Below are 22,747 nucleotides of genomic sequence, written 5' to 3' on the forward strand. Positions count from 1 at the left end.
CCGCAGAGCCGCGACAGTACCGCGCTAGGGATTCCGTTTGACAAGGGGCTCAAGGCCCATCTGGCTGCGGCGCACCGCGGCTCCCGGCGCTGGCCCCCGCCAGCAGCCATCGGTGATGGCGGGCACATAACGCACCTGGTGCGGTCGGCCCAGGTACACCCAGGCGTGGCGGCCATCGGCCAAAGGCAACCGCCGACGGTCGTAGAGGCGCGGATAACCCTCGAGGCGATCGAGCCGGGCCAGGCCTCCGGCCTCCACGGCATACACCTCACCCCGCACCGAACCCTCTCCAGGCACGGCCATCGGAAAGGGGCCCAGGTCGTGGAGCACCACATCCGGCAGAACCGCCTCCCCCAGGAAGCTCGCACCGCTGAGCCAGTGGTGGTTGCCGTGGCCGCGCTTGAGCGTGCCGTAGACAAAGACCAGGGCGGGATGGCTTTGCACGGCTAGGGCCAGGGCAGCGGGGCCTGTGGTCATAATGCGTCGAAATGCCCTCCGATTCCATGACAATCGCCCTGCTTGCGGCGCTGCTGGGTTCGCTGGTCTTGATGGGCTGGATCGTCAAGCGGCTCGAAAAGGCCTCCTGATTCAGGCCTCCAGGGGGCGCACCTGGCCCGCCACCCGGATTGAGCCCCCCGGCTGCGCCGGAATCTCAGCGAGCAGCCGGGAGCGGCAACCCATGTCCTCCCCCTGCACCACAGCGATCCTGCCGCCATGGAGCCAGCCGAGGCTCTGCAGGTAGCCGGCCAGCGCCGCGGTGGCCGAACCGGTGGCCGGATCCTCGTAGACGCCTCCGATGGCGAAGGCATTACGGCTATGGAACGACTGGGGCCCTTCCGCCCAGACCACCAGGAGCGTCAGCAGCCCCGCCGCCTGCATCAGACGGGCCCCGTCCTGCATCGCATAACGCATGGCCGCCAGGTCCTCGCGGCGGCGCAGGGCCAGCAGCAGATGGTCGGCACCGCCGTGGACGATGGCCGGAGGCAGGGAGGGATCCAGGTCCTGGGGGCCGTAGCCGAACAGCTCCAGGCCGGCCGTGAGCAGCTCCGGCGCCACGGGGCGCTGCTGGGTGGGGGGCGACTGCAGGGCGGCACTCCAGCGCTGCCCCTGCCGCCGGCCCTCCACGCTGATCTCGGCCCCGTTGAGCACCAGGGGGAACACCCCATCGCCGCAGTGTTCGGCCAAGGCAGCCCCGAGGGCGACGGTGGCGTGGCCGCAGAAGGGCACCTCGGCGGCCGGGGAGAAGTAGCGCACCCGCCAGCCGTTTCCCTGGGGAGCGGCGAAAGCCGTTTCCGAATCGCCCACCTCGGCGGCGATCCGCTGCATCTGGGCGGCGTCAGGCAACTGCTCGCCGATGAAGACGCCGGCGGGATTGCCGCCCTGATCGCCATCGCAGAAGGCCGCCAGGCGCCGCAGAGTCATGGCCGGTTCAGGGTTCAGAGGTCCTCCCGGGCCCGCACATAGACGATCGTGCGGTTGCCGCTGGGGGCCTCCCGCTCCTCCATCACGAACAGGGAGGGACAGCCCCGCACCAGATCGGAGAGCTTCTTGAAGCCATAGAGACGGGTGTCGAAGTCGGGCTGGATTTTCTGCAGGTAGCTGCCGAAGGTGCCCAGCTGGGTCCAGCCCGATTCCTCCACCGAGCGATCCAGCGCCTCCATCAAAAAATCGGCCGGGATGACGGGATGGCCGCTGGCAGGGGGATCGCTCTCCTGGGGCCGGCGGGCACTGTCCGCGGCAGCGGCCTCTTCCCCGTGACGGGCGGCGGTCCGCAGCACCTCGGTGAACAGGAACTTGTGGCAGGCGTTGCGGAAGGCCGCCGGGGTCTTCTCCTCACCGAAGCCATACACCAGCAGCCCCTCCTCCCGCAGGCGCACGGCCAGGCCAGTGAAATCGCTGTCGCTGGTCACCAGGCAGAAGCCATCGAAGCGGCGGGTGTACAGCAGATCCATCGCATCGATGATCATCGTGCTGTCGGTGGCGTTCTTGCCCACGGTGTAGGCGAACTGCTGCATCGGCTTGATCGAGAACTTGTTGAGCAACTTCTTCCAGGAGGCACTTTCCGGTGACGTGAAGTCGCCATAGATACGCCGCACAATCGCCTCCCCGAAGCGGGCCACTTCTTCCAGCACCGCCTCGATCACCGCCGCCCGGGCGTTATCGGCATCAATGAGGACCGCCAGCCGCTTGCCGCTGTCCTCGCCGGAGTCGGCGGCTGCCGGGAGGGCTCCGGATGGGGATGTCATGGCTCACCCCATGGGACTTCGACCTTAACGGCCCCCAGCGCGTGTCCCCGGATGCCGCCGCCGCCCCTCGCCGACAGGAGAATCTGACCATGGTTGTGCCGCCCGTCGTCCCACCCCCCCTGCTGCCCTGCCCGGCCGAGGCGGGCTGGGAGGTGGCGGCCCGGGCGCGCCTGCCTCGCCGAGCGGCGAACGGCCAACCCTCCGGAGGTTTCTCTGCCGCCAGCTACCAGAGCAACACCGATACGCTCCTGCTGCTCAGCGATGACACCCAGGGCAGCGTGAGCGCCTGGAGCGGCGTTCGGCAGTTGGGGCGCGTGCCGCTGCGGCCGCTTTTCCGGCTGGACCTGAAAGGCTCACCCCAGGCCCCCCTGCCGGCGGAGATGGACGGCGAAGGGCTCGTGGTGCTCGGCGACCGCCTCTGGGTGGCCAGTGAAGGCCGGCGCAGCACCGACAGACCAGCCCAACTGCTGGTCTTTGATCGGGCCAGCGGCCAGCTGGAGCGTGCCTATCCCCTGCCACCCGACTGGCAGCCGGCCCCGGGGAAGGGTCTGGGTGCCAACAAGGGGCCGGAGTCCCTGGCCCTGTTGCGCCGGCCCGGTCAGGCCGATCGGCTGCTGATGGCCGCAGAATCGCCCCTGCTGCAGGATCCCCCAGGCCAGGTGAGGCTGCTGGGCTGGGCCCTCGGCCCCAGCGGAGCCGTTCCCGGGCCCCTGGCCCGCCTGGCCATTCCCGCGGGCACTGGTTGGGGGCTGACCGATCTGCTGGTGGTCGATGCTGCCGCTCCGGCGCCAGGGCTGCTGGCCCTGCTGCGGCGCTACCAGGCCCCCGATCAGTGGCAGATCCTCCTGGCCCACTACCCGCTGCCCGATGGCCGGGCCGACCCGAACGGCGTGCTGGAGCCGATCCACCAGTGGGATCTGATCGCGGCCGGCCTGCCGCCAGACAACTGGGAGGCCCTGACCCCGGGGCCCACCCAGGCCGATGGCCGGGCCAGCCTGCTGCTGGCCTCGGACGACAATTTCAACGCCAAACAGGACAACCACGTGGCCCTGCTGGTGCCCCACCGCAGCGCCTCCTGCCAACCGAACCGATGAATCGTCGCGATCTGCTCTCTCTGCTTGGCATCGGCGCCTGTTCCTTCGCCCATGCGGCTCTGCCATCCGCGGCAGCCAAGACAGTGGGGGCCGCGACAAGGGAAACCCCTTTCCCTGTGGTGCCCACCCCCCTGCCGGTGGCCACCGACGGCCTCGATGCGGACAGCCAGCAGCGCCGGTATGCCCGCATCGAGCTGGAAGACCGGCTGGTGCTGCCGGACGGCTTCCGGGCCGACGTGGTGGCGGTCTGGGGGGATCCGGTGGCCGAGGGCCGCTTCGGCTTCAACAACGATCACCTCTCCTTCCTGGCCCTGGCGGCGGATCGGGCCCTGTTGACGGTGAATTTTGAATACATCAGCGCCAGGGCCTGGCGGGAGGGCTACGCCGAAGCCGTGGGCGGGACGCTGCCTTTTGAGGGGGTGATCGAGGCCCTGGCCGCCAGGGGCGGCCGGGTGGATGCCGCCAGCCTGCCGGCGGGCGATCCGCTGCTGGAGAACATGCGCCAGCTGGCGGAGGCAGCCATGGCCGATCTGGGCCTCGGTGTGATCGAGCTGGAGCGGCAGCCCGGCGGCCCTTGGCGGCGCCGTACGGGGAGGTTCGATCGGCGCATCACCGGCCTCAGCGGCTGGCGCGACCCCGCCCAGCGGCTGCGCAGCTCAGGACCGGCGGCGGCCGTGTTCCGACGCCGCGAGCGCCTCGGCTACGACGACGGCCTGGGGGACGCCATCATCGGCAGCTTCGCCAACTGCGCCGGCGGCGAGACCCCCTGGGGGACCGTGCTCAGCGCCGAAGAGAACCTGCAGAGCCAGGTGCCCGAGGCGGTGCATGCCGACGGCTCCTCCGTCTCGCCCGCCGAGCGGCCCTTCGCCTACGACGGCCAGCGCCTCGACGGCCTTGGCAACCCCTTCGGCCTGGCGGGCAACAAGTACGGCTGGATGGTGGAGATCGACCCGCGCCGGCCCGAGCAGGCCGCGGTGAAGCACAGCTGGCTGGGCCGCTTTCGCCACGAGGCCGTGGCGGTCAAGGCCGTCGCCGGCCAGCCCCTGATCGTCTATTCCGGCTGCGACCGCCACGGCGGCCACCTTTACCGCTACGTCAGCGACGCCACGATCCGCGATCCGGCCGACCCGGCCAATTCGGCCCTGTTCACTGCCGGGCGGCTGGAGGTGGCCCGTTTCGATCCGCCCCTCCCCGCCGGCGGGGAGGGCCGGGGCCGCTGGCTGCCCCTGGAGCCCTCCAGCCCGGTGGCGCCGCTTCCCCCCAGCCATTTCACCCGTTTCGGCCTCGAGCAGGCGATCCTGCTGCCCCACTCCGATCGCCTCAGGCCCGGCGCCGAAGCCTTCAGCAGCGACGCGGCCGTGGCGGACTACCGGCGCCGGTTCCAGACCCTGGCGGACCTCTACCCCGGACAGGGCGAGGAGCGGATGGGGGCGATCCTGATCGATGCCCACCTGGCCGCTTGCGCCATCGGGGCCACCCCCGCGGCCCGGCCGGAAGACACCGTGATCGATCCGGCCAGCGGCGATCTGCTGATCGCCTTCACCGCCGGCGGCGGCAGCGGCGACGGCCGGGCCGACCCGGCCATCTTCCGCGGCCCCCAGGGGCAGCCCACCTGGCCCTATGGCTGGATCATGCGCCTGGCCGATGAGGATGCGGCACCGGCAGGGGGCTTCCGCTGGCGCCTGGTGGCCACTGGCGGCGCCCCCTGGCAGGGGGGCCTGGGCTTCGCCAATCCCGACAACCTCAGCATCGATCGGCTGGGGAACATCTGGATGGTGACCGACCGCTCGACGAAATCGGTCGATCTGGATCTGTTCGGCAATAACAGCTGCTGGGTGCTGCCCTCCCGCGGGCCCCACGCCGGTGAGGCCTTCTGCTTCGCTACAGGACCCATGGAATCCGAACTGACCGGCCCCTGCTTCGACAGCGGCGAAGCCACCCTGTTTCTGGCGGTGCAGCACCCGGGCGAGGACCACGGCGCCCGCCCGTCTGCGGAGGCCCGTGAAGCCCAGGCCCACCGGCTGGTGGATCGCTCCGGCCGCCCCTTCGAGCAGCTGCGCTGGGTGCCCCAGGGCTCCAACTGGCCCTCCGGGGTGCCCGGCCGGGCCCCACGCCCCGGAGTGGTGGCGATCCGGCGCCTCGCCGGCGGGCCGCTGCTGGAGAGCTGACCCTCAGGCGGTGCCGGCATCCAGAGAACGCTCGATCTGGTCGAGGGCCTCATCGAGCGGTTCAAGCGCCGCCGCCATGGCGGCATCGCTGGCCTCGGTGCTGGGCCACTGGCGATCGATCTGGCGGCGCAGCTGCTGCAGGCCACCGTCGATGGCCTCGAGACGGGTGGCCAGGGCGAGCAGGCGGGCCTCCCGTTCGTCCATCCCCTGATTCGCCGCCTGCAGATTGCGGCGCAGTTGGTCCACCAGCCGTCGCCGTTCCTGGCGCAGGGGCCCCTCCGCCTCCCGCTGCAGGGCCTTCTCCTCCCGGGCCAGGCGACGGGTGAGGGCGTCGGGATCCAGGCGCCGCCCTGCGCCCGACTCCAGCAGGGGCCGGCGTTCCTGCAGCCGTTCCGGCAGCTGCTGCAACCGTTCGCAGCAGAGCTGGACGCTGCCCAGGGCCTCCAGATGGCCCGGGTCGGTGAAACGCACCACAGCCTCCTGGCGCAACGCCAACGCCGTCACCGCCAGCCCACTGGCCCGATCCAGGGCCTCCTCCAGGCCCGCATCAAGCCGCTCGGCGTGGAGGCGCTCGCTGCGGCTGCGGCGTGCGGCCGTTCCCCCTTGAGGCAGGAGCGCTGCGAAGGCAACGCTGAGAGCCACGGCCAGCAGGACCGCCAGGGGAAGGGCCAGCCCGACGCCGCGCACCAGCAGCACCAGGCTGACGCCGCCGGCGGCGACCGCCAGGGGGCGGTCCAGGGGGTTGGTCCAGGCCGGCGCCGTCATCAGAAGGCCATCTGCAGATCTTCCATGCGGCGGCGGATGCTGTCCGCCGTGCCGGTGGTGAAATGGCCGCCGTTGCTCTCGGCGATGCGGCGCAGCACGTCGGCGTCGAAATCCCCCTTGTTGCCATAGCCCATGGTGAAGACGCCGATGCGCTCATCGCCGGCGAAGCCACTGCGCTGCAGTTCGCTGCCCAGCCCTTCGAGGGACAGACGCGAGCCGTTGTCCTGGCCATCGGTGAGCACCACCACCGCCAGGATCTCGCCGGGGCGCCGGGTGGTTCGCAGCCAGTCGCGGCCCTGCTGGATGGCGTCGTAGAGGACGGTGCCGCCCTCCGCCTCCAACGAGCCGATGAAGCGGCCGGCCGCCTCACCGCCGGAACCGCCTCCCGTCACCACCACCGGGGGCCGCAGCCGGTTGTCGAAATCGAACAACCCCACCGTGTCCCGTGGACCGATCTGGGCCAGGTAGGCCTGCAGGCTGCGCTGGGCCGCCGGCAGCTTCTCCCCCTTCATCGACCCGGAGCTGTCCACCACCAGCGCCACCCGGGAGGGTTTCTTGGCCTGGTTGCGCCAGAGGGTGATGATCGCCTCCACCACCTCAGGCTTGGGGGCCCGCAGGGAGTCGTAGACGGCCCGGGGATCGGCGCCGTAGGCCGCCGTGACCCGGCTGGCGGGCACCGCCGGGTTGGCTGGCCGCAGCCCCTGTTCGGCCGCGAGGCGCTGGATCTCGGGGCTCTGGAGCCGCTCGATGATCAACAGGGCCGCCTGCTTTTCCTGGGGGGACACCCAGGGGGCCTCAGGGAGGATCGCCCGCATCGTGCTGGCGTAGGTGGACCGGGGATACACCGCCTTGAGGGGCTCCTGGTCGGCCTGGCGGGAGGCATTGGCCGCCACCACCGACGACTCGTAAACCGAACCCACCGAGGCCCAGAAGGGGCCGTTGCGCTGCATCGCCCGGGCCAGTTCGTCGGTGGAGCTGCCGTAGCGGGTCACGTGGCGCTCGATCGCCGCCACCTTGTCGCCGTGGGCCTGCACATCCGCCAGGGTGAGCAGCTCGGGTCGTTTGCCGGCCACTTCAGCCACCATCGCCACCAGGGTCTGCAGGCCCGAATTGGAGCGGGTGGGAGCGGTGTGGACGTAACGGATCGGCTGGGAGGGTGCGGCCGGATCCAGCTGGCGGTGGTTGGTGCTGCGGCCCAGGGCGGCGAAGGGATCGGGCCGGTCGAGGCCCTTCGCCAGGGCCGGGCTGGTCATGAACACCATCGGGCTGGAGGCCAGGGCCGGCGCATCGGCCGGCGCCGGAATCAGCTCCCGCGTGGGGGCCAGACGCTGCAGCCGGTGCCGCAGCAGATCGAGATAGATCTCGCCATCCACCGAGACCAGGGTGGGGATGCGCGGATCGTCGGCCGCCTGGCCGCCCTGGAGCACCCCCTTGGCGTGGGTTTCCACTTCGCTGACCACATCGCCGCTGCCGGCGGCCCGGCAGCGGAGGAGCACGGGGGTGCGATCGGCCAGCCGCGGCGGCGACTGGGCGATCGCCTTGGCCGCCTCCTGGCAGAAGCCCGTCAGGGCGCTGCCCACCAGCATCTGCAGCTCCAGCGGGGGCGGGGCCACAAGGTTGCAGCCGCTGATCGGCAGGCCGAGAAGCGCGGTGGTGAGGGCAGCCAACCGCAGGGCCCGTGCCATGGAGCGGGTCGGAAAGGTGCCCCCATTCTGCTGGCAAGGAGCGATGGCTCCAGGGCGCCGGTGGCGGGTGCCGCCGCCGCGTTCAGACTGCTGGGTACCCGGACGTGTCCATTGGAAGCGACCCTGAGCCGCAGGCGCCTGCTTTCGCTCCTGATCGCCGGCGCCTCCCTGGCCCTGGCGACGGCCCCCCTGCCCGGGCTGCGGCGGCCGCTGGTGGTGGCGGTGGGGTCGGAACTGGCCGGCGCCATGGGTGAACTCGAACCCCTGTTCGAACGCCGCCACGGCGGCATCGACCTGGCCTGGAAAGTGCAGGGTGCCCAGGACATGGTCAACCGCGCCCGCGAGGAGGGGCCGCAACGGCCGCGGGTGCTGATCCCCGCTAACCGGGACCTGCTCAACCAGCTGGCCGGCGAGCTCCAGGCCCAGGGGGTGCCAGCCCCCTTCCTACAACCCCCCGTTCCCGTCGCCCGCACCCTGCTGGTGGCCGTGGCCTGGCCGGAACGGGCCCAACGACTGTTCCCGGACGGCCGCTTCTCCTGGCCCCAGCTGCGGCGAGCCGCGGCGGCGGGCCAGTGGGGGGCCCTGGGCGCCCCGGCGAGCTGGGGCAGTGTCGATCTGCGCAGCACCGACCCGATGCGCTCCAACTCGGGCCAGCTGACCCTGGCGCTCTGGTGCCGGGGCCAGAGCGGCGCCGATTGTGCCGCCGCCCTTCGCCGCGCCGTCTACCGCCCGGCTCGCTCCACAGACATCCTGCTGCAGGAATTCATCAGTGGCGGCCCCAACGAGGGCGACCTGGCACTGGTGTACGAAGCCTCGGCCCTGGCCCGGCAGCACGAGGCCAGCCGCCAGCGTCCGGGGGGCTACGAACTTTTCGTTCCGAATCCCACCATCGAGACCGTGCTGGCGGCGGCCGTGCTGCAGGGGGAAGCGGCCGGCGGCAAGCAGGACGGCGAGCGATTCGTGGCCTTTCTGCTCTCCCAGGAAGGCCAGGGGGTGCTCAGGCGCCTGGGATTCCGCGGCGCCGACGGCGGCGGTGGCAGCCCGGCCGCCAGCGGCGTGAAGCGCCTGCCGCCCCCCTCGCCAACTGAACGGGAGGAGCTGCTGCGGTTCTGGCAACAGGCCGGCTGAAGGGGCAGAACAAACGCAGCTAGGTGTTTCCAGCCACCTGGGGTGGTGCGGCAGACGACGGACGACGGCGAAGCGATTGCTGCGACCAAGCGATGCAAAGGTTGCAGGATTCGGCCTGTCTGGCTGTTACTGGGTTCGCGGTGATCCACGCCGGGATCGTGTCACCATGGCGGAGCTTCAGGCCTGAGCGCGCCCAGCCTCTGGGCTCCGATCCACCTGCCAGAAGGTTGTGCTCACCTGCGACGCCCTGTTCATCTCCGATCTGCATCTGGGCTCCAATCAGTGTGAAGCCGGCCACCTGGCGGCGTTTCTGGAGTGCATCCGGCCCCGGCAGTTGTTCCTCGTCGGCGACATCATCGATCTGCAGGCGATCCGCTTCAACGCCAACGTCGATGCCGACTTTCTCACCGATCTGATCGACGCCCTGCTGGCCCGTGAAGACGAAGATCCCTTGACCAGCGAGACGTGGCAGAAGGCCCAGCTGCTGCGGACCTCCCATCGCCGGGTGCTGGAGCGGTTTCAGGCCCTGCACCGGGACGGGGTGGCCATCACCTACATCCCCGGCAACCACGATGCCTACCTGCGCCGCCACGCCGGCCTGGAGCGGCCTGGCTTCACGATTCGGCGGCAGGACGTGTACTGCACCCCCTCAGGGAAGCGGCTGCTGGTGCGCCACGGCGACGAGTACGACCGGCTGATCCGCTTTCACGCCGGTGCGGCCGAGGGGCTGGCCCGGCTGCAGGAGCACTACAGCGCCGGCATCAATGGCCTGCTCTTCCCCTTCACCCGTCCGGCCAACGGGCCACTGCCGGCCGGCTGGAACGCCGAAGGAATCCTGCAGAGCGCCGTGGATCTGCTCGCCAGTCACCAGGAGTGGCCGATCCCGATCAGCCGGGGGCTGAACTCCTCCGGGGGGTTCTCCCTGGCCTTCGTGCTCGAGAGTGCCCTCAAGAGCCGCACGGGGCACGACCGGCTGATCAAGCGCCGGATCGTCCAGCACCTGCAACGGGAGGGACGGGGCCCGCAGGCCCTCGACGGGCTGATCAATGGCCACACCCACATCCCCGAAGCCACGCCCCTGGGCCTGCCTGGGCCGGTCAGCGAGGGCGACGGCCCCTGCCACATCACCTACTACAACACCGGCAGCTGGGCCCGCAGCCAGCGGCGACTGGGTCGCACAGCGCTGGTGGTGGCCCACAACGGCACCGTCGGGATGGTGCGATTCGATCGACGCCAGGGCATCGAACCCTTCCAGCCCCCCCGCTTCCCCTTCAACACCTATCCGATGCGTCCCTGCCCGGGGTGTGGTCTGGGGGTGGCCAGTCTGGGGGCGGCCTTCCGGGACTGACGGGCTTGGCCTCATGTCCTGGTGATGGCTGCAACAAATCCCTGTCTCATTATTCACAAGACAGCATCTGGCGGCTGCATAGGCTATATCCCAAAAAGGTGCCTTTCCATGTCTGACGCGAACTGCTCCCCGTTGGCGATCTGGGACATCATTGGTTCCCGATCAGTGGCAACTCCAGTGACCCAAGAGGTGCTGAACCGGATCCGACGCGGCGATGCGATGGCGGCGATCACAATGGATCATCCCCAGTTAACACAGGCCCAGATCAGCCTGGTTCAGCATCTTCAGATCCAGGAACTTGAATTGAATCGATTATACAAGGAGATGCAGAATGTGGAGCAACTGAAGATGCAGGTCGAGCGTGAGCTGGCGAGGTCGCTACTGCGGGCCTATCAACAGTCCACGACTTCACCGTGACCGATCCAACGTTCTGGGTTGGACTGTCATGGACTGTCCTAGGATCGTGGCTTAAGAAAGGAAGATTTCATGCCCCTCAGTCAGGTTCCAGCAGGTGCTCGGGTTTCGATCACCTGCCTGCCGGCTCATCCCGGCTTGCAACGTCGTCTGCAGTCAATGGGTGTGAAGCCTGGCGTGGAAATTGAAGTGCTGCGGCATGGCAAACCCGGCGGCATCCTGCATCTTTCCAGTGGCCTGCTTGAATTCATGCTTCGCCATGAACAGGCCGCCGAAATGGACGTGAACGTGATCGCGCCTCACTGAACGAACACGTCGTCCCTCGTCCACGTTTCTGCTCAGCTCAGGGACAGGATGAAGCCACCACCCTGATACACGATCAAGGCCAGCACCCAGGCCAACAACAGCGACCAACCAAGGGACAGGAGGGCAAAGCTGCGGCTCTTGGCTTCCTGAATCTGGGCCGCCACTGTTCCCAGGCAGGGGGTGTAGAGAAGCACGAACGTCATGAAGCTGAGCGACTGCAACGGCGTGATGGCACTCTGGATCGCGCCACCAAGGCCAGATTCCGTGGTCTTGTAGATCACCGCCATCGCTCCCAGCAGGATTTCCTTGGCAATGAAGCCAAAGAACAGGGACACAGTGAGCTCGGGGTTCATACCGATCGGCCCCAACAGCGGCTGGAACAGATGACCGATCCCCGCCGCGAGCGTACGACCGGATCCCTCTGCCGCACCAGGGGGAAGGTTAGTGAGCAGCCAGATGGCGCCAGCACCCACGATGATGAACACGCGGGTGGTGACCAGAAAGTTCAGCATGGAGGTCCAGCCGCGGCGCAGGATGGTGGTCAGGCTGGGGGTCCGATAGGGGGGAAGTTCAAGCACGAAGGCCTCGTCATTCGGATAGGCTCGCTTGAACACAAGCCCCGTGATCACGGCTGCCGCGAAACTCATCCCATAGAAACCGAAGAGCACCAGCCCTGGCGCCCACCAAGGCCTGGGGAAGAAGACACCGGCCATGAAGATGAACACGGTCAGCCTGGCCTGACAGAGGGCGAAGGGAATGCACAACATCGCCAGAAGGCGCATGCCCCGATCCCGGATCACCCGCGTTCCCATGATCGAGGGCACATTGCAGCCAAAGCCCATGACCTGCAGCACGAAGGCCCGTCCATCCAGCCCCAGCCAGCGCATGAAGCCATCCATCAGAAAGGCGGCACGCGGCAGATAGCCGGAATCTTCGATGATTCCGATCATCACGTAAAACACGAAGATCAGGGGCAGAAAGGTGGCCACCGTGCTCACACCCAGCCAGAGGCCGTCCAACAGGAAACGCTTCAGCCCATCAGGAGCCTCCAGCAGCTGCAGGCCTGGTTCCAGCCAGCTGGACTCAATCCATTCGAGCCCGGATCCCAGGAGGTCCTGCAGCGGAGCGGTGATCGCATACAGCACCTGGAACACGACCATCACGATCGCGAGGAAGATCGCCACCCCCAGCAGCGGATTCAGCAGCACGCGATCGACCAGGCGTGTGCGGCGGTTGCGCAGCGTTTCCGGCAGCGTCACGTAGCGGGCCACCAGCTCCTGTTGCCAGTCGTCCGGCAGCCGGGATCCGAGCTGGGTGGGCTGGCGAGCCCCTCCGTCGTGGGGGCTATGGGTTTCACCCCAATGGTGCAGCTGGTCAATCAGCGCCTGGATGCCCTGGTTGTTCTTGGCGCTCAGAGGCAGCACCGGCAGGCCGAGGGCCTGCGAAAGCCCCTGATGATCGATCGCGACCCCGAAACGCCGGGCTTCATCGCTCATGTTGAGCGCGGCAACGACCGGCAGACCCAGTGCTTGGATCTGCAGCAACAGCCGCAGCTGGCTGTTGATCTGGCTGGCATTCAGAACCACGAGCACCAGATCGGGTGGGGTGTTGCGCATGAAGCGCTGCACCACGGCCTCGTCCTCACTGCTGCCGGTCAGGTCATGGATCCCCGGCAAGTCCACCAGGTCATAGGGAGTGCCGTTGCGGTCGGCTGGCATGGGTCCCCGCAACAGGTCCACCGTCAGGCCAGGCCAGTTGGCGATCTGCGCATGGCCACCTGTGAGCCGGTTGTAGAGGGTCGACTTACCGGTGTTCGGCATCCCCAGCAAGGCGAGCTGAAAGCCCTCACCAGCGCCGCGGCGCCTGCGCTCCTCCGAGCCATGGCAGGAGCCTGAACCGCCCCAGCGCCAACCGGCTCGGCGCTGGGGTGGTGAGGAGGGACAAGGCTCCGCAGGGCTGGTGCTGGCGAGTTCAGAGCCGGCCATGGACACCACGATCAAGTTGAAACCTCAGATCCCGATAACACAGTAACGGGATTAAACCATGGAACGGATGTCGCATCAGGCTCCCCTGTCACCACTAAGGCCACCTTTGACATGGGTCAGGGCCGTCCCTTCCAGGAACTGCTGATCCAGGAGCAACAGGGCGGCACTGTTGTCGCCGGCCAGGCGCAGACGCTTGCGCACGAAGCGTGCTTCGGCCTCCTCCTGGAGCTGTTCAGCGACGAACCAATCGAGCATGGCGGTGGCACTGCGTTCGCCAACGGTCTCGGCGATGGCATAGAGGCGGTTGATGGAGGCGGTGACCCCCTTTTCCATCTCGTAGACAAGATCGAACAGCGCCTGTACCGAGGGCCAGCTCCGCTCCGGGGCCTCAATCGTGGGCAGTTCCACCTGTTCGTCGCTGTCCACCAGGTAGGCGATCATGCGGGCCGCGTGGTCGCGCTCCTCCTGGCTCTTGGCGTGCATGTAGGCGGAAAAACCAGCCAGATCCTTTTCCCGCAACCAGATCGACATGGCCAGATAGGTGTGGCCGGCCTGGAACTCAGCGGCCAGGTGTTGGTTGATGGCACTGGTGAGCTCTTTCACGGGAAGGGCAGGGATGACCACTTCATCCATAGCCAGGGCCAGATGGTGGCGCCGCTAATTTCACACAATCTGATGTGACATTGGCTACGGGCTCCATCCAGGGTCAGTAAAGGCACGCTCTGATGTGCAGATCAGGAACGTGCGGCTGCGCGAGATCGACAGATTGGTGGCTCCGAATGATCGGCCGCTGATGACGCCCACTCCCGATTCAGACGATGACGCCCTTCTAAGGCGCCTGCTCACCCTCACCCACCTGCGGGATTGGTGCATGGAGCGACTCTCCCAGCTGTCTCTGGATGGCCGCATTGAGGAGGCCAGGGCCGTCACGGCCGAGCACCTGGAGCTTCTGGAAACCATGGATGCCCGCCGCAGTCTGTGGGTGCGCATCGAGAGAGTCGATCCCTGAGGATGCAGGACAGGAAGCAGAGATGAAAAGGCCCGTCAGGTCAGCAATCCGACCATCTCCCGATTCAGCTGGGCTGCCCAGGCGTTGAGACGCTCAGCGGTGAGCTCGGGCTCGGAGTCTTCATCAATCGGCAAACCGCAGAAGCGACCATGGAGGACGCTCTTGGAGGCCTGGAAGCTGTAGCCATCCGTGGGCACGGATCCCACCATCCGGGCTCCGGCCTGCTGGAACGCACTGTGGAGCTCCTCCATGGCATCACAGAAATAGTCGCCGTAACTGGACGAGTCGCCCAGCCCCAGAATGGCCACGGGCTTGCCCGTAAGATTCAACTCAGGTATCGCCTCCACGTAGGAATCCCAGGCAGTTCCAGAGCGAAAAGAATCGGCGCCTGTGTTCCAGGTGGGCACGCAGCAAATCATGGCAGCGGCACGGCAGAAGTCCTGCTCGGAACTGAGGCTGGCGACGTCGCGCAGCTCAGTCGGACAACCCAGCAATGGGGCCAGACATTGAGCGATGTCTTCCGTTTTACCGGTGGATGTGGCGAAGAAGATGGTGAGCATCGTGACAGTCAGAACACCCCATCGGTCTAAATTGACCCACCACAAAGAAGCTCTACGACGGCACGAATCAACGTAGTCGCTGTTACGAAGCGAGCAGACCTCTGGTCAGCCCCTCCATCTCGGCGCCATCCAACAAGTCAGCTCTGCTGCAGCGCCATCCCCGGGTGGGCCTCCAGCCGTTGCTGCCTCAGCAGGGCCCTCAATAGCGTCGCTCCCTGAACACGGAGCCAGCCCCGACCAATCCTTGAAGACCCGTTAACCTGCCCATAACACCGATGGGTGGGACGGGTTGCTATTGATTACGTGCACCCAATTGGCATTTCTGATGACCTTCGCGAAGAAGGCCCTGATCCTTGGCGCCGCCAGCGCTGTCACCGCTGGCTTGGCCGTTCCCGTGATCGCCCAGAGCAGATCCATCAGCGGCGCCGGGGCCTCCTTTCCTGCCCCCGCCTACCAGCGCTGGGCTGTGGAGTTCGCCAAGGAAACCAAGAACCGAGTGAACTATCAGTCGGTCGGATCCGGCTCCGGTGTGCGTCAGTTCCACGCCGGCAGCGTTGATTTCGGTGCCACCGATGAAGAGCTGCAGGAGAAGAAGGGTGAGTTCACTGCCGGTGCTGCCGGCAAGCGTGGCGCCCTGCAGATCCCGATGATCGGCGGCACCGTCACCCCCGCCTACAACAACCCCGGCTGCAAAAACCTCAAGCTCACCCAGCGCCAGGTGGCCGATATCTTCCTCGGCAAGATCAAGACGTGGGACCAGCTGAAATGCGGCAAGGGACCGATCACGGTGGCCCACCGCTCCGATGGCTCCGGCACCACCTACGTGTTCACCAACTCCCTCTCCTGCTTCTCGCCGGAGTGGAAATCCAAGGTGGGCACCGGCAAGGCCGTCAAGTGGCCCGTGGGTGTGGGCGGTAAGGGCAATGAGGGTGTGGCCGGCTTGATCCAGAACACCCCAGGCTCGATCGGCTACCTCAACCAGGCCTTCGTGAAGGGCAAGATCACCCCGGCGGCTGTTCAGAACAAGGCCGGCAGGTTCGTACTGGCCAATGATGTCACCGGCGCTTCCGCACTGAACAACATCAAGCTCGATGGGCGCCTGGGTGGTGAAGAATGCAACCCGGCCGGCGCCAACAGCTTCCCAATCGCCTCCTTCACCTGGATCCTGGCCTACAAAACCGGCAACGGCGCCAACGCTTCCACCATCCGCAACTTCCTGCTCTGGGGACTCTCTCCCAAGGGACAGAACATTGCCAAGTCGCTGGATTACGTGCCCCTCACCGGCGCCGTACTGGCACGGGCCCGCGCGGAAGTGGCCAAAATCGGCAATTGATCCTGTTGGATCGACTCACCCCTTGAGGGTAAGTTCGGGGGGCCTTTCGGCCCCCTTTTTAGTGCCAATCATTTCACTCACTCAAAAGCGGCAGATAAGCACAGCGTCGTGGCCGTACTGATCCACTTGGTGAGAAATCCGGGGAGTGTTTCACGCCCCGGGCATGGTCATGGCTATGAACGATGACGACTGGCAGTTGTCAGCTCTGGTCTGTGGCCTCATCAAGCTTCTTGGCCGCCTTCTTCGCTTCCTCCTTCAATTGGGCTTCCGCCTTCATGGCCTCGGCCTGGACTTGCTTGGCTTCGCCTTTGATTTGTTGTCCCTTATCGCCAGTGATGGAGCCGACGGCGGACTGGAGTTTGCCTTCAGCCTCTTTGGCTGCGGCGTCGAGTTTGTTAGACATGGTTCTCAGAGGTGTAGGGAATGGAGCTGGGTGGATCAACGATGCCACCAATGGCACCACTCAGTCCTACGCAGGAATCGCTGCGGCAGGCGGTGGATCCGCGGGCAAAGCAGGTTGCCGCCACAGACCCAGGCGAAAAGCTCAGCGGCCACGGCCCCTGCGGGAGATATTAAGAGTTATGAGGATATCGACGCTCTTTCTCTCCATGCAGCGCATCTGCTGTTAAAGGCTGCGGCATCAACCAGAGCCCTGAACGATCAGGCCTGGCCGCTCACCCCCTCGATCCGGTCCTCGATTTCCTGGTAGATCTCCTGCAGCTGGGCGATGTTCTCGTCTGAGGTCTCCCAGTAACCGCGGCCGTTCACCTCCAGCAGGGTGCCGACGATGCGGCGGAAGCTGTGGGGGTTGAGGTCCATCAGCCGCTGGCGCATCTCGGGATCGTTGATGAAGGTGTCGTTGGCCTCCTCATACACAAAGTTGTCGACCGCGCCGCTGGTGGCACTCCAGCCCAGGGTGAAGTTGAGCCGCTTGGCCACCTCCCGCACCCCCTCGTAGCCGGAATTCAGCATGCCCTCGTACCACTTGGGGTTGAGCAGCTTGGTGCGGGAATCGAGGCGGATGGTTTCGCTCAGGGAACGCACCTGGGCGTTGGCGGTGGTGGTATCAGCGATGTAGCTGGTGGGGGCCTTGCCGTCGTCGCGCAGGCCGGCGATCAGCTTGGTGGGGTCGGAGTCGAAGTAATGGCTCACATCGGTGAGGGAGATCTCCGCCGAATCCAGGTTCTGGAACGTGACATCGGCGGTCTTCATCGCCGATTCGAACACCTCACGGTTCTGGTTCATCTCGCCGGGATTGTCGGCGTTGAAGGCAAACGTCTTGCGACTGAGATACATCTCCTGCAGCTCACCCTCCTCCTCCCAGGTGCTGTTCTCCACCGCCAGGTTGACGTTGGAGCTGTAGCTGCCGCTGGCGTTGGAGAACACCCGGGTGGCGGCATCCCGCAGGGAAATGCCCTGCTCGGCGGCCTGCTCCTGGCTGTGCTTGCGCACGAAGTTCATCTCCAGGGGCTCATCGGCCTCGGCGGCCATCTTGACCCCCTGGTCGATCAGGCCCATCTGGTTGATGAACAGGTCGCGGAACACGCCCGAACAGTTCACCACCACATCGATGCGGGGCCGGCCCAGCTCCTCGAGGGAGAGCAATTCAAGTTTGTTGACCCGGCCGAGGGAATCGGCCACGGGGCGCACGCCGATGAACCAGAGGATCTGGGCGAGGGATTCGCCGTAGGTCTTGATGTTGTCGGTGCCCCAGAGGACGCAGGCGATGGTTTCGGGCCAGGTGCCCTGCTCGGCCTTCTGGCGCTCGATCAGCCGGTCGACCACCACCTTGGCCGCCGCGATGGCCGCCCGGGTGGGGATGGCCTGGGGATCGAGGGCGTGGATGTTCTTGCCGCTGGGCAGCACCCCGGGGTTGCGGATCGGATCCCCACCTGGCCCGGGCAGCACGTACTCGCCATCGAGGGCCCGCAGCAGGCTCTCCATCTCCATGTCGGCGCAGATCTGCTCCAGGCAGAAGCGCAGGTAGGTGAACTGGCGATCCAGCTCGGTGACATCCACATCGGCGAAGCCCGCCTGGCGGCAGGCACTCAGCCAGGGGCTGGGCAGGCGGTAGCCGACGCGCTCCAGCAGGTCGAAGAACCAGACGAAGCGGCGCTGCAGGCTCACCCGGCCGTCGCTGCCGGTGACCTGGCGCACCATGGCCCCCACCGCCGAACGGCAGGCCTCGGTGATCACCCGGTTGAGCTCCACATCCGCCAGCACGCCCGCGTCGTTGCCGCTGTAAACCTCGGCGATGGTGCGGCCGCGGCTCTCGGCCAGCAGGGCCGGCAGGGAACGCAGGCCCTCCTCTTCCCGCTCCAGGGCGGAGATGCTCACCAGGGTGGCGATCGCCTCCTCGGCGGTGGGCGGCTTGCCGATGGTGTGCAGGCCGCAGGGCAGCAGCCGGCTCTCGATCTCCATCAGCTGGCGGTACACGGCCCCCACCACCCCATCACGACCGTCGCGATCGAGCGCCGCCGCATCGGCATCGCCCTCGGGCAACACCACATCTTTATCGAGGTTGCACTGGCGGGCCGTTTCGATGATCGCGTTGACAATCTGCACGCCTCTGGAGCTCTCGCGCAACTGCTGGTAGGAGCCCACCAGCTCACCCAGCTCCTTGAGGCCCTTGTAGAGGCCGGCATTCTCGGCCGGCGGGGTGAGGTAGCTGATCGTGGAGGCATAGCCGCGCCGCTTGGCGATGGTGGCCTCCGAGGGGTTGTTGGCGGCGTAGTAATAGAGGTTGGGCAGGGCGCCGATGAGCGAATCGGGGTAGCAGGTTTCGCTCATGCCCATCTGCTTGCCCGGCATGAACTCCAGCGAGCCATGGGTGCCGAAGTGCAGCACCGCATCGGCACCCCAGACCTTCTCCAGGTAGGTGTAATAAGCGGCGAAGCCATGGTGGGGGCTGGCGCTGCGCGAGTAGAGGAGGCGCATCGGATCGCCCTCGTAGCCGAAGGTGGGCTGCACCCCCACGAACACGTTGCCGAAGTGGTGGCCGTAGATCAGGAGGTTGGTGCCGTCGGAGTTGAGGCTGCCCGGGGGCTTGCCCCAGTTCTCTTCCAGGCGTTCGGAGTAGGGGGTGAGCCGCTCGTACTCCTCGACGCTCATGCGGTGGGCGATCGCCAGCTCAGGGGCGCCTTCGAGGGCCTCCGGATCGCTGAGCACCGCCTGCATCAGCTCCTTCGGGGTGCGAGGCATGGCGTCCACCCTGTAGCCCTTCGCCTTCATCTCCTCCAGCACGCGGAAGATCGAGCCGAACACATCGAGGTAGGCGGCGGTGCCCACGTTGCCCTTGTCGGGAGGGAAGCTGAACACGGTGATCGCCAGCTTCTTTTCAGCCCGCGGCTTGATCCGCAGCGAGGCCCAGCGGATGGCCCGTTCGGCGATGGCATCCACCCGGTCCTGCAGGGTGTGGGCCTTGCCGGTGGCGTCATCGCGCCCCGACAGCACGATCGGTTCGATGGCGCCGTCGAGTTCGGGGATGGCGATCTGCAGGGCCACCTGCACCGGGTGCAGCCCCAGATCGCTCTCCTCCCACTCCTGCGTCGTCTGGAACACCAGGGGCAGGGCCACCATGTAGGGCCGGTTGAGCCGCTTGAGGGTTTCGATCGCCTTGGGGTGGTCCTGGCGGGCCGGGCCGCCCACCAGGGCGAAGCCGGTGAGGCTCACCACCCCATCCACCAGGGGTTGGTCGGGCTGGAGCGGGTCGTAGAAGAAGGAGGAAACGGGACGGGAGAAGTCGAGGCCGCCGCAGAACAAGGGAATCACCGTGGCGCCCCGGTATTCGAGCTCCTGAATGATTGCCACGTAGTGGGCGTCATCGCCGGTGACGATGTGGCTGCGCTGCAGCACCAGGCCGATCACCGGCCCCTGGCGGGCCTTGTCGCTCAGGTCGGCGCGGCTGGCGCTCCAGTTGAGGTACTCCTTGAGGTCCTCGAACATCCCCGGCGCCATCGGGTGCCAGATGCCCAGATCGGGGAACACCACCGGGTCAGCCACGGTGAGCTGGGGCCGGCCCAGCTCCGCTTTGCCGAACACGTAGCGGTCGGCCAGCATCAGCAGGAAGTTGCGCAGGTTGTCCGGCGTTCCCCCCAGCCAGTACTGGAAGCTGAGCATGAAGGAACGGGCGTCCTGGGCCTTCTCCACCGGCAGGTACTTGAGCACCGTCGGCAGGGTGTTCAGCAGCTTGAGCATGGCGTCCTGGAAGCCGGCCCCATTGGCTTCCTTGCGCTTGCGCATGAACTGGGCGATGGCGCTCTTGCTCTGGCCCAGCTGGGCCATCGAGAAGGTGCCGAGCTTGTTGAGGCGCATCACCTCCGGCATCGACGGGAACACCACCACCGCCTTGAGCCGGTCGCGGTGCGGCGCCACCGCCTCCACCACCTTCTGGGCGAGGTCCTCGATGAAGATCAGCGAGGCGATGAAGACATCGGCGGCGGCCACGTCGGCGCAGAAGTCGGCGTAGTTGGCCGGATCGCGCAGCTCCTCGATCAGGTAGCCGCTGAGCTCCACCGCCAGGGGCCCGTTCTGGTCATTGAGGCCGGTGGCGGCAGTGGTGAGGGCGTTCTGATACTGGGGTTCGAGCACCACATAGACGGCCTTCATCACCACCCGGTCGTTGGCGCCATCGGTGGAGGCAGGGCTGACCCGGCGGCTGGCGGAACGGACCTGCGTGAACATGCGGCGGCAGCGTTGAGCAATGTGAAGCAGCCTACGGAGCTCCCGCCGGGGACGCGATCGGTTGCAGCGCAGCGTTACAGGCCCACGCCCTGCCGGAGGGCCAGGCCACATAGGCTCGCCTGGAGTGCTAGCCGCCCATGACCGCGACCTCCCCGTCCCCAGCAGAGCCGGCACCGATCCCGGTGGTGGTGGCCGGGGCCCTGGGCCGGATGGGCGTCGAGGTGATCAAGGCCGTGCTGGCAGCCCCCGATTGCACCCTGGTGGGAGCCATCGACACCACCCCGGGCCAGGAAGGGGAGGATGTGGGACTGGTTCTGGGCCTCGGGGAGCTGGAGGTGGCGCTGAGCGCCGACTTCGAGGGCACCCTCTGCCAGGCGAGCCAGGCGGTGCGGCAGGCCGGGCCGGGCGGCGGGGCGGTGCTGGTCGACTTCACCCACCCCAGCGTCGTCTTCGAGCACTGCCGAGGCGCCTTCGCCTACGGCGTGCATCCGGTGATCGGCACCACCGGCCTGCGGCCCGACCAGCTGGCGGATCTGGCCAGCTTCGCCGACAAGGCCTCGATGGGGGGCGCCGTGGTGCCCAACTTCTGCGTGGGCATGGTGCTGCTGCAGCAGGCGGCGGCGGCAGCAGCGCGCTTCTATGACTACGCGGAGCTCACCGAGCTGCACCACAACCGCAAGGCCGATGCCCCCAGCGGCACCTGCCTCAAGACCGCCGAACTGATGGAAGAACTCGGCAAGCCGTTCAATCCCTCCCAGGTGGAGGAGCACGAGAGCCTGCCCGGCTGCCGGGGCGGGCTGCGGGACAGCGGGCTGCGGCTGCATTCGGTGCGGCTGCCCGGGCTGGTGGCCCACCAGGAGGTGATGTTCGGCTCCCCCGGCGAGACCTACACCCTGCGCCACGACACGATTGACCGCAGCGCCTACATGCCCGGGGTGCTGCTCACGGTTCGCAAGGTGCGCCGCCTGGGGGGCCTGGTCTATGGACTGGAGAGGCTCCTGTGAGCCACTCCTCTCTGAGCCGATGCTGATCCCCCTCAAACCCGGCGAACTGGTCCGCCTGATCCCGGCGGTGGCCACCGGCTCCCAGTTCAGCGCCAGCAGCGGCGATCCGCGCAAACTGCTGCAGCGGGTGCTGATTTCGGTGATCGGCGGGGTGATCTCGCTGCTGATCAGCCAGGTGCTTCTGTTTCGCAGCCAGGCCGGTCCGGTGTTCCTGGTGGTGGGCTTCGTGTTTCTTCTCTATGTGCTGTGGGGTCCGATCCTGGAAGCGGGCCGCCGCAACGCGCTGCTGCGGCGCTACCCGGCGGCCGCGATCTTCGAGGGGGTGGTGGCCGACCTGTTCCGGCGGGAGGTGGTGGAGAACCGGCGGGAGCAGGCCAATCGCGACGGGCGGCTCGAGCTGGTCGAGAACCGGCGCACCTGGCTGTGCCTGGAGCTGGAGGACGAGGAGGGCTACCTGGGCCAGATCCGCTTCCCGCTGGAAAAGAAGCATGCGTTGATCCGGCCAGGGATGGTGATCCGCTGCCTGGTGCTGAGTGAGCGCAAGGATTTCTCCCGCATCGGAGCCCTCTCCGATGGCTGGCTGCCCCAGCTGAAGCAGTGGGTGGGGGAGTACCCCTACCTGCTGCGGCCGGCCTTCGAAGAGCTCTGTCTGCGGCGCCTGGGGTGAGGGAAGCTGGACAGATCCGAAACATTGCGTTACAATTCTCGTAACACTTCTCAAGGAGTCCTCCCATGACCGCCGCCACCCCTACCGCTCCCGCCACCATCCGCGGCGCCACCGTCACCACCGAAGACGGCGGTCGCCTCAATGCGTTTGCCATGGAGCCCCGCATGGAAGTGGTGAGTGCCGAGAGCGGCTGGGGCTTCCACGAGCGCGCCGAAAAGCTGAATGGACGCATGGCCATGCTCGGCTTCATCGCCCTGCTCGCCACCGAATTCGCCCTGGGCGGCGAAGCCTTCACCCGCGGTCTGCTCGGCATCGGCTGATCACGGCCGCCCCCATCGCCGCAGCAGACTTT

General features: G+C 67.1%; 20 protein-coding genes and 1 pseudogene. 11 read left to right on the plus strand and 10 right to left on the minus strand.

Annotation, left to right across the window (positions count from 1 at the left end; translation table 11 throughout):
* Positions 1–24 precede the first annotated feature (24 nt).
* The 3 genes from KBY95_RS13350 to KBY95_RS13360 all read right to left on the minus strand — a co-directional run bounded on the left by KBY95_RS13350 (position 25) and on the right by KBY95_RS13360 (position 2,246).
* Complete coding sequence (locus KBY95_RS13350) at positions 25–477, minus strand: gamma-glutamylcyclotransferase (protein ID WP_254965625.1); 453 nt, start codon at positions 475–477, stop codon at positions 25–27.
* Positions 478–588: 111 nt separating this feature from the next.
* On the minus strand, positions 589–1,422 hold the full coding sequence (locus KBY95_RS13355; RefSeq protein WP_254965626.1) for a PhzF family phenazine biosynthesis protein: 834 nt from the start codon (positions 1,420–1,422) through the stop codon (positions 589–591).
* A 14-nt stretch (positions 1,423–1,436) separates the two neighbouring features.
* A complete protein-coding gene (locus KBY95_RS13360) occupies positions 1,437–2,246 on the minus strand; it encodes an NYN domain-containing protein (RefSeq protein WP_254965627.1) in 810 nt (269 codons plus the stop codon).
* An 89-nt stretch (positions 2,247–2,335) separates the two neighbouring features.
* On the opposite strand from KBY95_RS13360, the gene KBY95_RS13365 reads away from it, so the two are divergent.
* Both KBY95_RS13365 and KBY95_RS13370 read left to right on the plus strand, forming a co-directional pair.
* On the plus strand, positions 2,336–3,340 hold the full coding sequence (locus tag KBY95_RS13365) for an esterase-like activity of phytase family protein (protein WP_254965628.1): 1,005 nt from the start codon (positions 2,336–2,338) through the stop codon (positions 3,338–3,340).
* Positions 3,337–5,505, plus strand: a pseudogene (locus tag KBY95_RS13370) (PhoX family protein); the annotation flags it as partial. The gene KBY95_RS13365 and the pseudogene KBY95_RS13370, both read left to right, overlap by 4 nt.
* Before the next feature lie 6 nt (positions 5,506–5,511).
* Here KBY95_RS13370 and KBY95_RS13375 read toward each other — a convergent pair.
* Entirely contained in the window at positions 5,512–6,273 is a 762-nt protein-coding gene (locus KBY95_RS13375) for a hypothetical protein (RefSeq protein ID WP_254965629.1), read from the minus strand.
* Positions 6,273–7,958: a VWA domain-containing protein gene (locus KBY95_RS13380; RefSeq protein ID WP_254965630.1), complete on the minus strand. Its 1,686-nt coding sequence runs from the start codon at positions 7,956–7,958 to the stop codon at positions 6,273–6,275. The genes KBY95_RS13375 and KBY95_RS13380 overlap by 1 nt, the downstream gene beginning before the upstream one ends.
* 111 nt (positions 7,959–8,069) lie before the next feature.
* On the opposite strand from KBY95_RS13380, the gene KBY95_RS13385 reads away from it, so the two are divergent.
* The 4 genes from KBY95_RS13385 to KBY95_RS13400 all read left to right on the plus strand — a co-directional run bounded on the left by KBY95_RS13385 (position 8,070) and on the right by KBY95_RS13400 (position 11,154).
* Complete coding sequence (locus KBY95_RS13385) at positions 8,070–9,086, plus strand: substrate-binding domain-containing protein (RefSeq protein ID WP_254965631.1); 1,017 nt, start codon at positions 8,070–8,072, stop codon at positions 9,084–9,086.
* Positions 9,087–9,315: 229 nt separating this feature from the next.
* Complete coding sequence (locus KBY95_RS13390) at positions 9,316–10,434, plus strand: UDP-2,3-diacylglucosamine diphosphatase (RefSeq protein WP_254965632.1); 1,119 nt, start codon at positions 9,316–9,318, stop codon at positions 10,432–10,434.
* 108 nt (positions 10,435–10,542) lie between these two features.
* Positions 10,543–10,851 carry a hypothetical protein gene (locus tag KBY95_RS13395; protein WP_254965633.1) on the plus strand — a complete coding sequence of 103 codons (309 nt, stop codon included), beginning with the start codon at positions 10,543–10,545 and terminating at the stop codon, positions 10,849–10,851.
* Positions 10,852–10,920: 69 nt separating this feature from the next.
* Complete coding sequence (locus KBY95_RS13400) at positions 10,921–11,154, plus strand: FeoA family protein (RefSeq protein ID WP_254965634.1); 234 nt, start codon at positions 10,921–10,923, stop codon at positions 11,152–11,154.
* A gap of 32 nt (positions 11,155–11,186) precedes the next feature.
* On the opposite strand, the gene feoB is transcribed toward KBY95_RS13400, so the two are convergent.
* Positions 11,187–12,974: a ferrous iron transport protein B gene (gene feoB, locus KBY95_RS13405; RefSeq protein ID WP_396095027.1), complete on the minus strand. Its 1,788-nt coding sequence runs from the start codon at positions 12,972–12,974 to the stop codon at positions 11,187–11,189.
* Between the two features lie 240 nt (positions 12,975–13,214).
* Complete coding sequence (locus tag KBY95_RS13410; RefSeq protein ID WP_254965636.1) at positions 13,215–13,742, minus strand: ferritin; 528 nt, start codon at positions 13,740–13,742, stop codon at positions 13,215–13,217.
* Positions 13,743–13,932: 190 nt separating this feature from the next.
* Between KBY95_RS13410 and KBY95_RS13415 the strand changes: the two genes are divergently transcribed.
* Positions 13,933–14,148, plus strand: a complete 216-nt coding sequence (locus tag KBY95_RS13415) for a hypothetical protein (protein ID WP_254965637.1) — start codon at positions 13,933–13,935, stop codon at positions 14,146–14,148.
* Positions 14,149–14,183: 35 nt separating this feature from the next.
* Here the strand turns inward: KBY95_RS13415 and fldA are convergent, their stop codons facing one another.
* Entirely contained in the window at positions 14,184–14,708 is a 525-nt protein-coding gene (fldA, locus tag KBY95_RS13420) for a flavodoxin FldA (protein WP_254965662.1), read from the minus strand.
* A gap of 325 nt (positions 14,709–15,033) precedes the next feature.
* Here fldA and pstS point away from each other — a divergent pair, with 325 nt between their 5' ends.
* Complete coding sequence (gene pstS, locus KBY95_RS13425) at positions 15,034–16,041, plus strand: phosphate ABC transporter substrate-binding protein PstS (RefSeq protein WP_254965638.1); 1,008 nt, start codon at positions 15,034–15,036, stop codon at positions 16,039–16,041.
* A 199-nt stretch (positions 16,042–16,240) separates the two neighbouring features.
* On the opposite strand, the gene KBY95_RS13430 is transcribed toward pstS, so the two are convergent.
* Together KBY95_RS13430 and KBY95_RS13435 are read right to left on the minus strand one after the other, a co-directional pair.
* Positions 16,241–16,444 carry a CsbD family protein gene (locus KBY95_RS13430; protein ID WP_254965639.1) on the minus strand — a complete coding sequence of 68 codons (204 nt, stop codon included), beginning with the start codon at positions 16,442–16,444 and terminating at the stop codon, positions 16,241–16,243.
* Positions 16,445–16,701: 257 nt separating this feature from the next.
* The gene (locus KBY95_RS13435) at positions 16,702–20,724 is read right to left on the minus strand and encodes a magnesium chelatase subunit H (RefSeq protein WP_254965640.1); all 4,023 of its coding nucleotides are present in this window, start codon (positions 20,722–20,724) and stop codon (positions 16,702–16,704) included.
* A 137-nt stretch (positions 20,725–20,861) separates the two neighbouring features.
* Here KBY95_RS13435 and dapB point away from each other — a divergent pair, with 137 nt between their 5' ends.
* The 3 genes from dapB (at position 20,862) to KBY95_RS13450 (ending at position 22,715) form a co-directional block, all read left to right on the plus strand.
* Positions 20,862–21,728 carry a 4-hydroxy-tetrahydrodipicolinate reductase gene (gene dapB, locus KBY95_RS13440; protein WP_254965642.1) on the plus strand — a complete coding sequence of 289 codons (867 nt, stop codon included), beginning with the start codon at positions 20,862–20,864 and terminating at the stop codon, positions 21,726–21,728.
* A gap of 19 nt (positions 21,729–21,747) precedes the next feature.
* The gene (locus KBY95_RS13445) at positions 21,748–22,395 is read left to right on the plus strand and encodes a hypothetical protein (protein ID WP_254965643.1); all 648 of its coding nucleotides are present in this window, start codon (positions 21,748–21,750) and stop codon (positions 22,393–22,395) included.
* Positions 22,396–22,460: 65 nt separating this feature from the next.
* The gene (locus KBY95_RS13450; RefSeq protein ID WP_254965644.1) at positions 22,461–22,715 is read left to right on the plus strand and encodes a high light inducible protein; all 255 of its coding nucleotides are present in this window, start codon (positions 22,461–22,463) and stop codon (positions 22,713–22,715) included.
* Positions 22,716–22,747: the final 32 nt, after the last annotated feature.

The organism is Cyanobium sp. Aljojuca 7A6 (assembly GCF_024346455.1).
In the GTDB taxonomy this organism is placed as follows: domain Bacteria; phylum Cyanobacteriota; class Cyanobacteriia; order PCC-6307; family Cyanobiaceae; genus Cyanobium.

Excerpts from the sequence above, each read along its gene's own strand:
- fldA (WP_254965662.1), bottom strand. The coding sequence starts at position 14,708 with ATGCTCACCATCTTCTTCGCCACATCCACCGGTAAAACGGAAGACATC.
- KBY95_RS13375 (WP_254965629.1), bottom strand. The coding sequence starts at position 6,273 with ATGACGGCGCCGGCCTGGACCAACCCCCTGGACCGCCCCCTGGCGGTC.
- KBY95_RS13395 (WP_254965633.1), top strand. The coding sequence starts at position 10,543 with ATGTCTGACGCGAACTGCTCCCCGTTGGCGATCTGGGACATCATTGGT.
- KBY95_RS13360 (WP_254965627.1), bottom strand. The coding sequence starts at position 2,246 with ATGACATCCCCATCCGGAGCCCTCCCGGCAGCCGCCGACTCCGGCGAG.
- KBY95_RS13365 (WP_254965628.1), top strand. The coding sequence starts at position 2,336 with ATGGTTGTGCCGCCCGTCGTCCCACCCCCCCTGCTGCCCTGCCCGGCC.
- KBY95_RS13380 (WP_254965630.1), bottom strand. The coding sequence starts at position 7,958 with ATGGCACGGGCCCTGCGGTTGGCTGCCCTCACCACCGCGCTTCTCGGC.
- KBY95_RS13450 (WP_254965644.1), top strand. The coding sequence starts at position 22,461 with ATGACCGCCGCCACCCCTACCGCTCCCGCCACCATCCGCGGCGCCACC.
- feoB (WP_396095027.1), bottom strand. The coding sequence starts at position 12,974 with ATGCCGAACACCGGTAAGTCGACCCTCTACAACCGGCTCACAGGTGGC.
- dapB (WP_254965642.1), top strand. The coding sequence starts at position 20,862 with ATGACCGCGACCTCCCCGTCCCCAGCAGAGCCGGCACCGATCCCGGTG.
- KBY95_RS13350 (WP_254965625.1), bottom strand. The coding sequence starts at position 477 with ATGACCACAGGCCCCGCTGCCCTGGCCCTAGCCGTGCAAAGCCATCCC.
- KBY95_RS13355 (WP_254965626.1), bottom strand. The coding sequence starts at position 1,422 with ATGACTCTGCGGCGCCTGGCGGCCTTCTGCGATGGCGATCAGGGCGGC.
- KBY95_RS13430 (WP_254965639.1), bottom strand. The coding sequence starts at position 16,444 with ATGTCTAACAAACTCGACGCCGCAGCCAAAGAGGCTGAAGGCAAACTC.
- KBY95_RS13415 (WP_254965637.1), top strand. The coding sequence starts at position 13,933 with ATGACGCCCACTCCCGATTCAGACGATGACGCCCTTCTAAGGCGCCTG.
- pstS (WP_254965638.1), top strand. The coding sequence starts at position 15,034 with ATGACCTTCGCGAAGAAGGCCCTGATCCTTGGCGCCGCCAGCGCTGTC.
- KBY95_RS13435 (WP_254965640.1), bottom strand. The coding sequence starts at position 20,724 with ATGTTCACGCAGGTCCGTTCCGCCAGCCGCCGGGTCAGCCCTGCCTCC.
- KBY95_RS13400 (WP_254965634.1), top strand. The coding sequence starts at position 10,921 with ATGCCCCTCAGTCAGGTTCCAGCAGGTGCTCGGGTTTCGATCACCTGC.
- KBY95_RS13445 (WP_254965643.1), top strand. The coding sequence starts at position 21,748 with ATGCTGATCCCCCTCAAACCCGGCGAACTGGTCCGCCTGATCCCGGCG.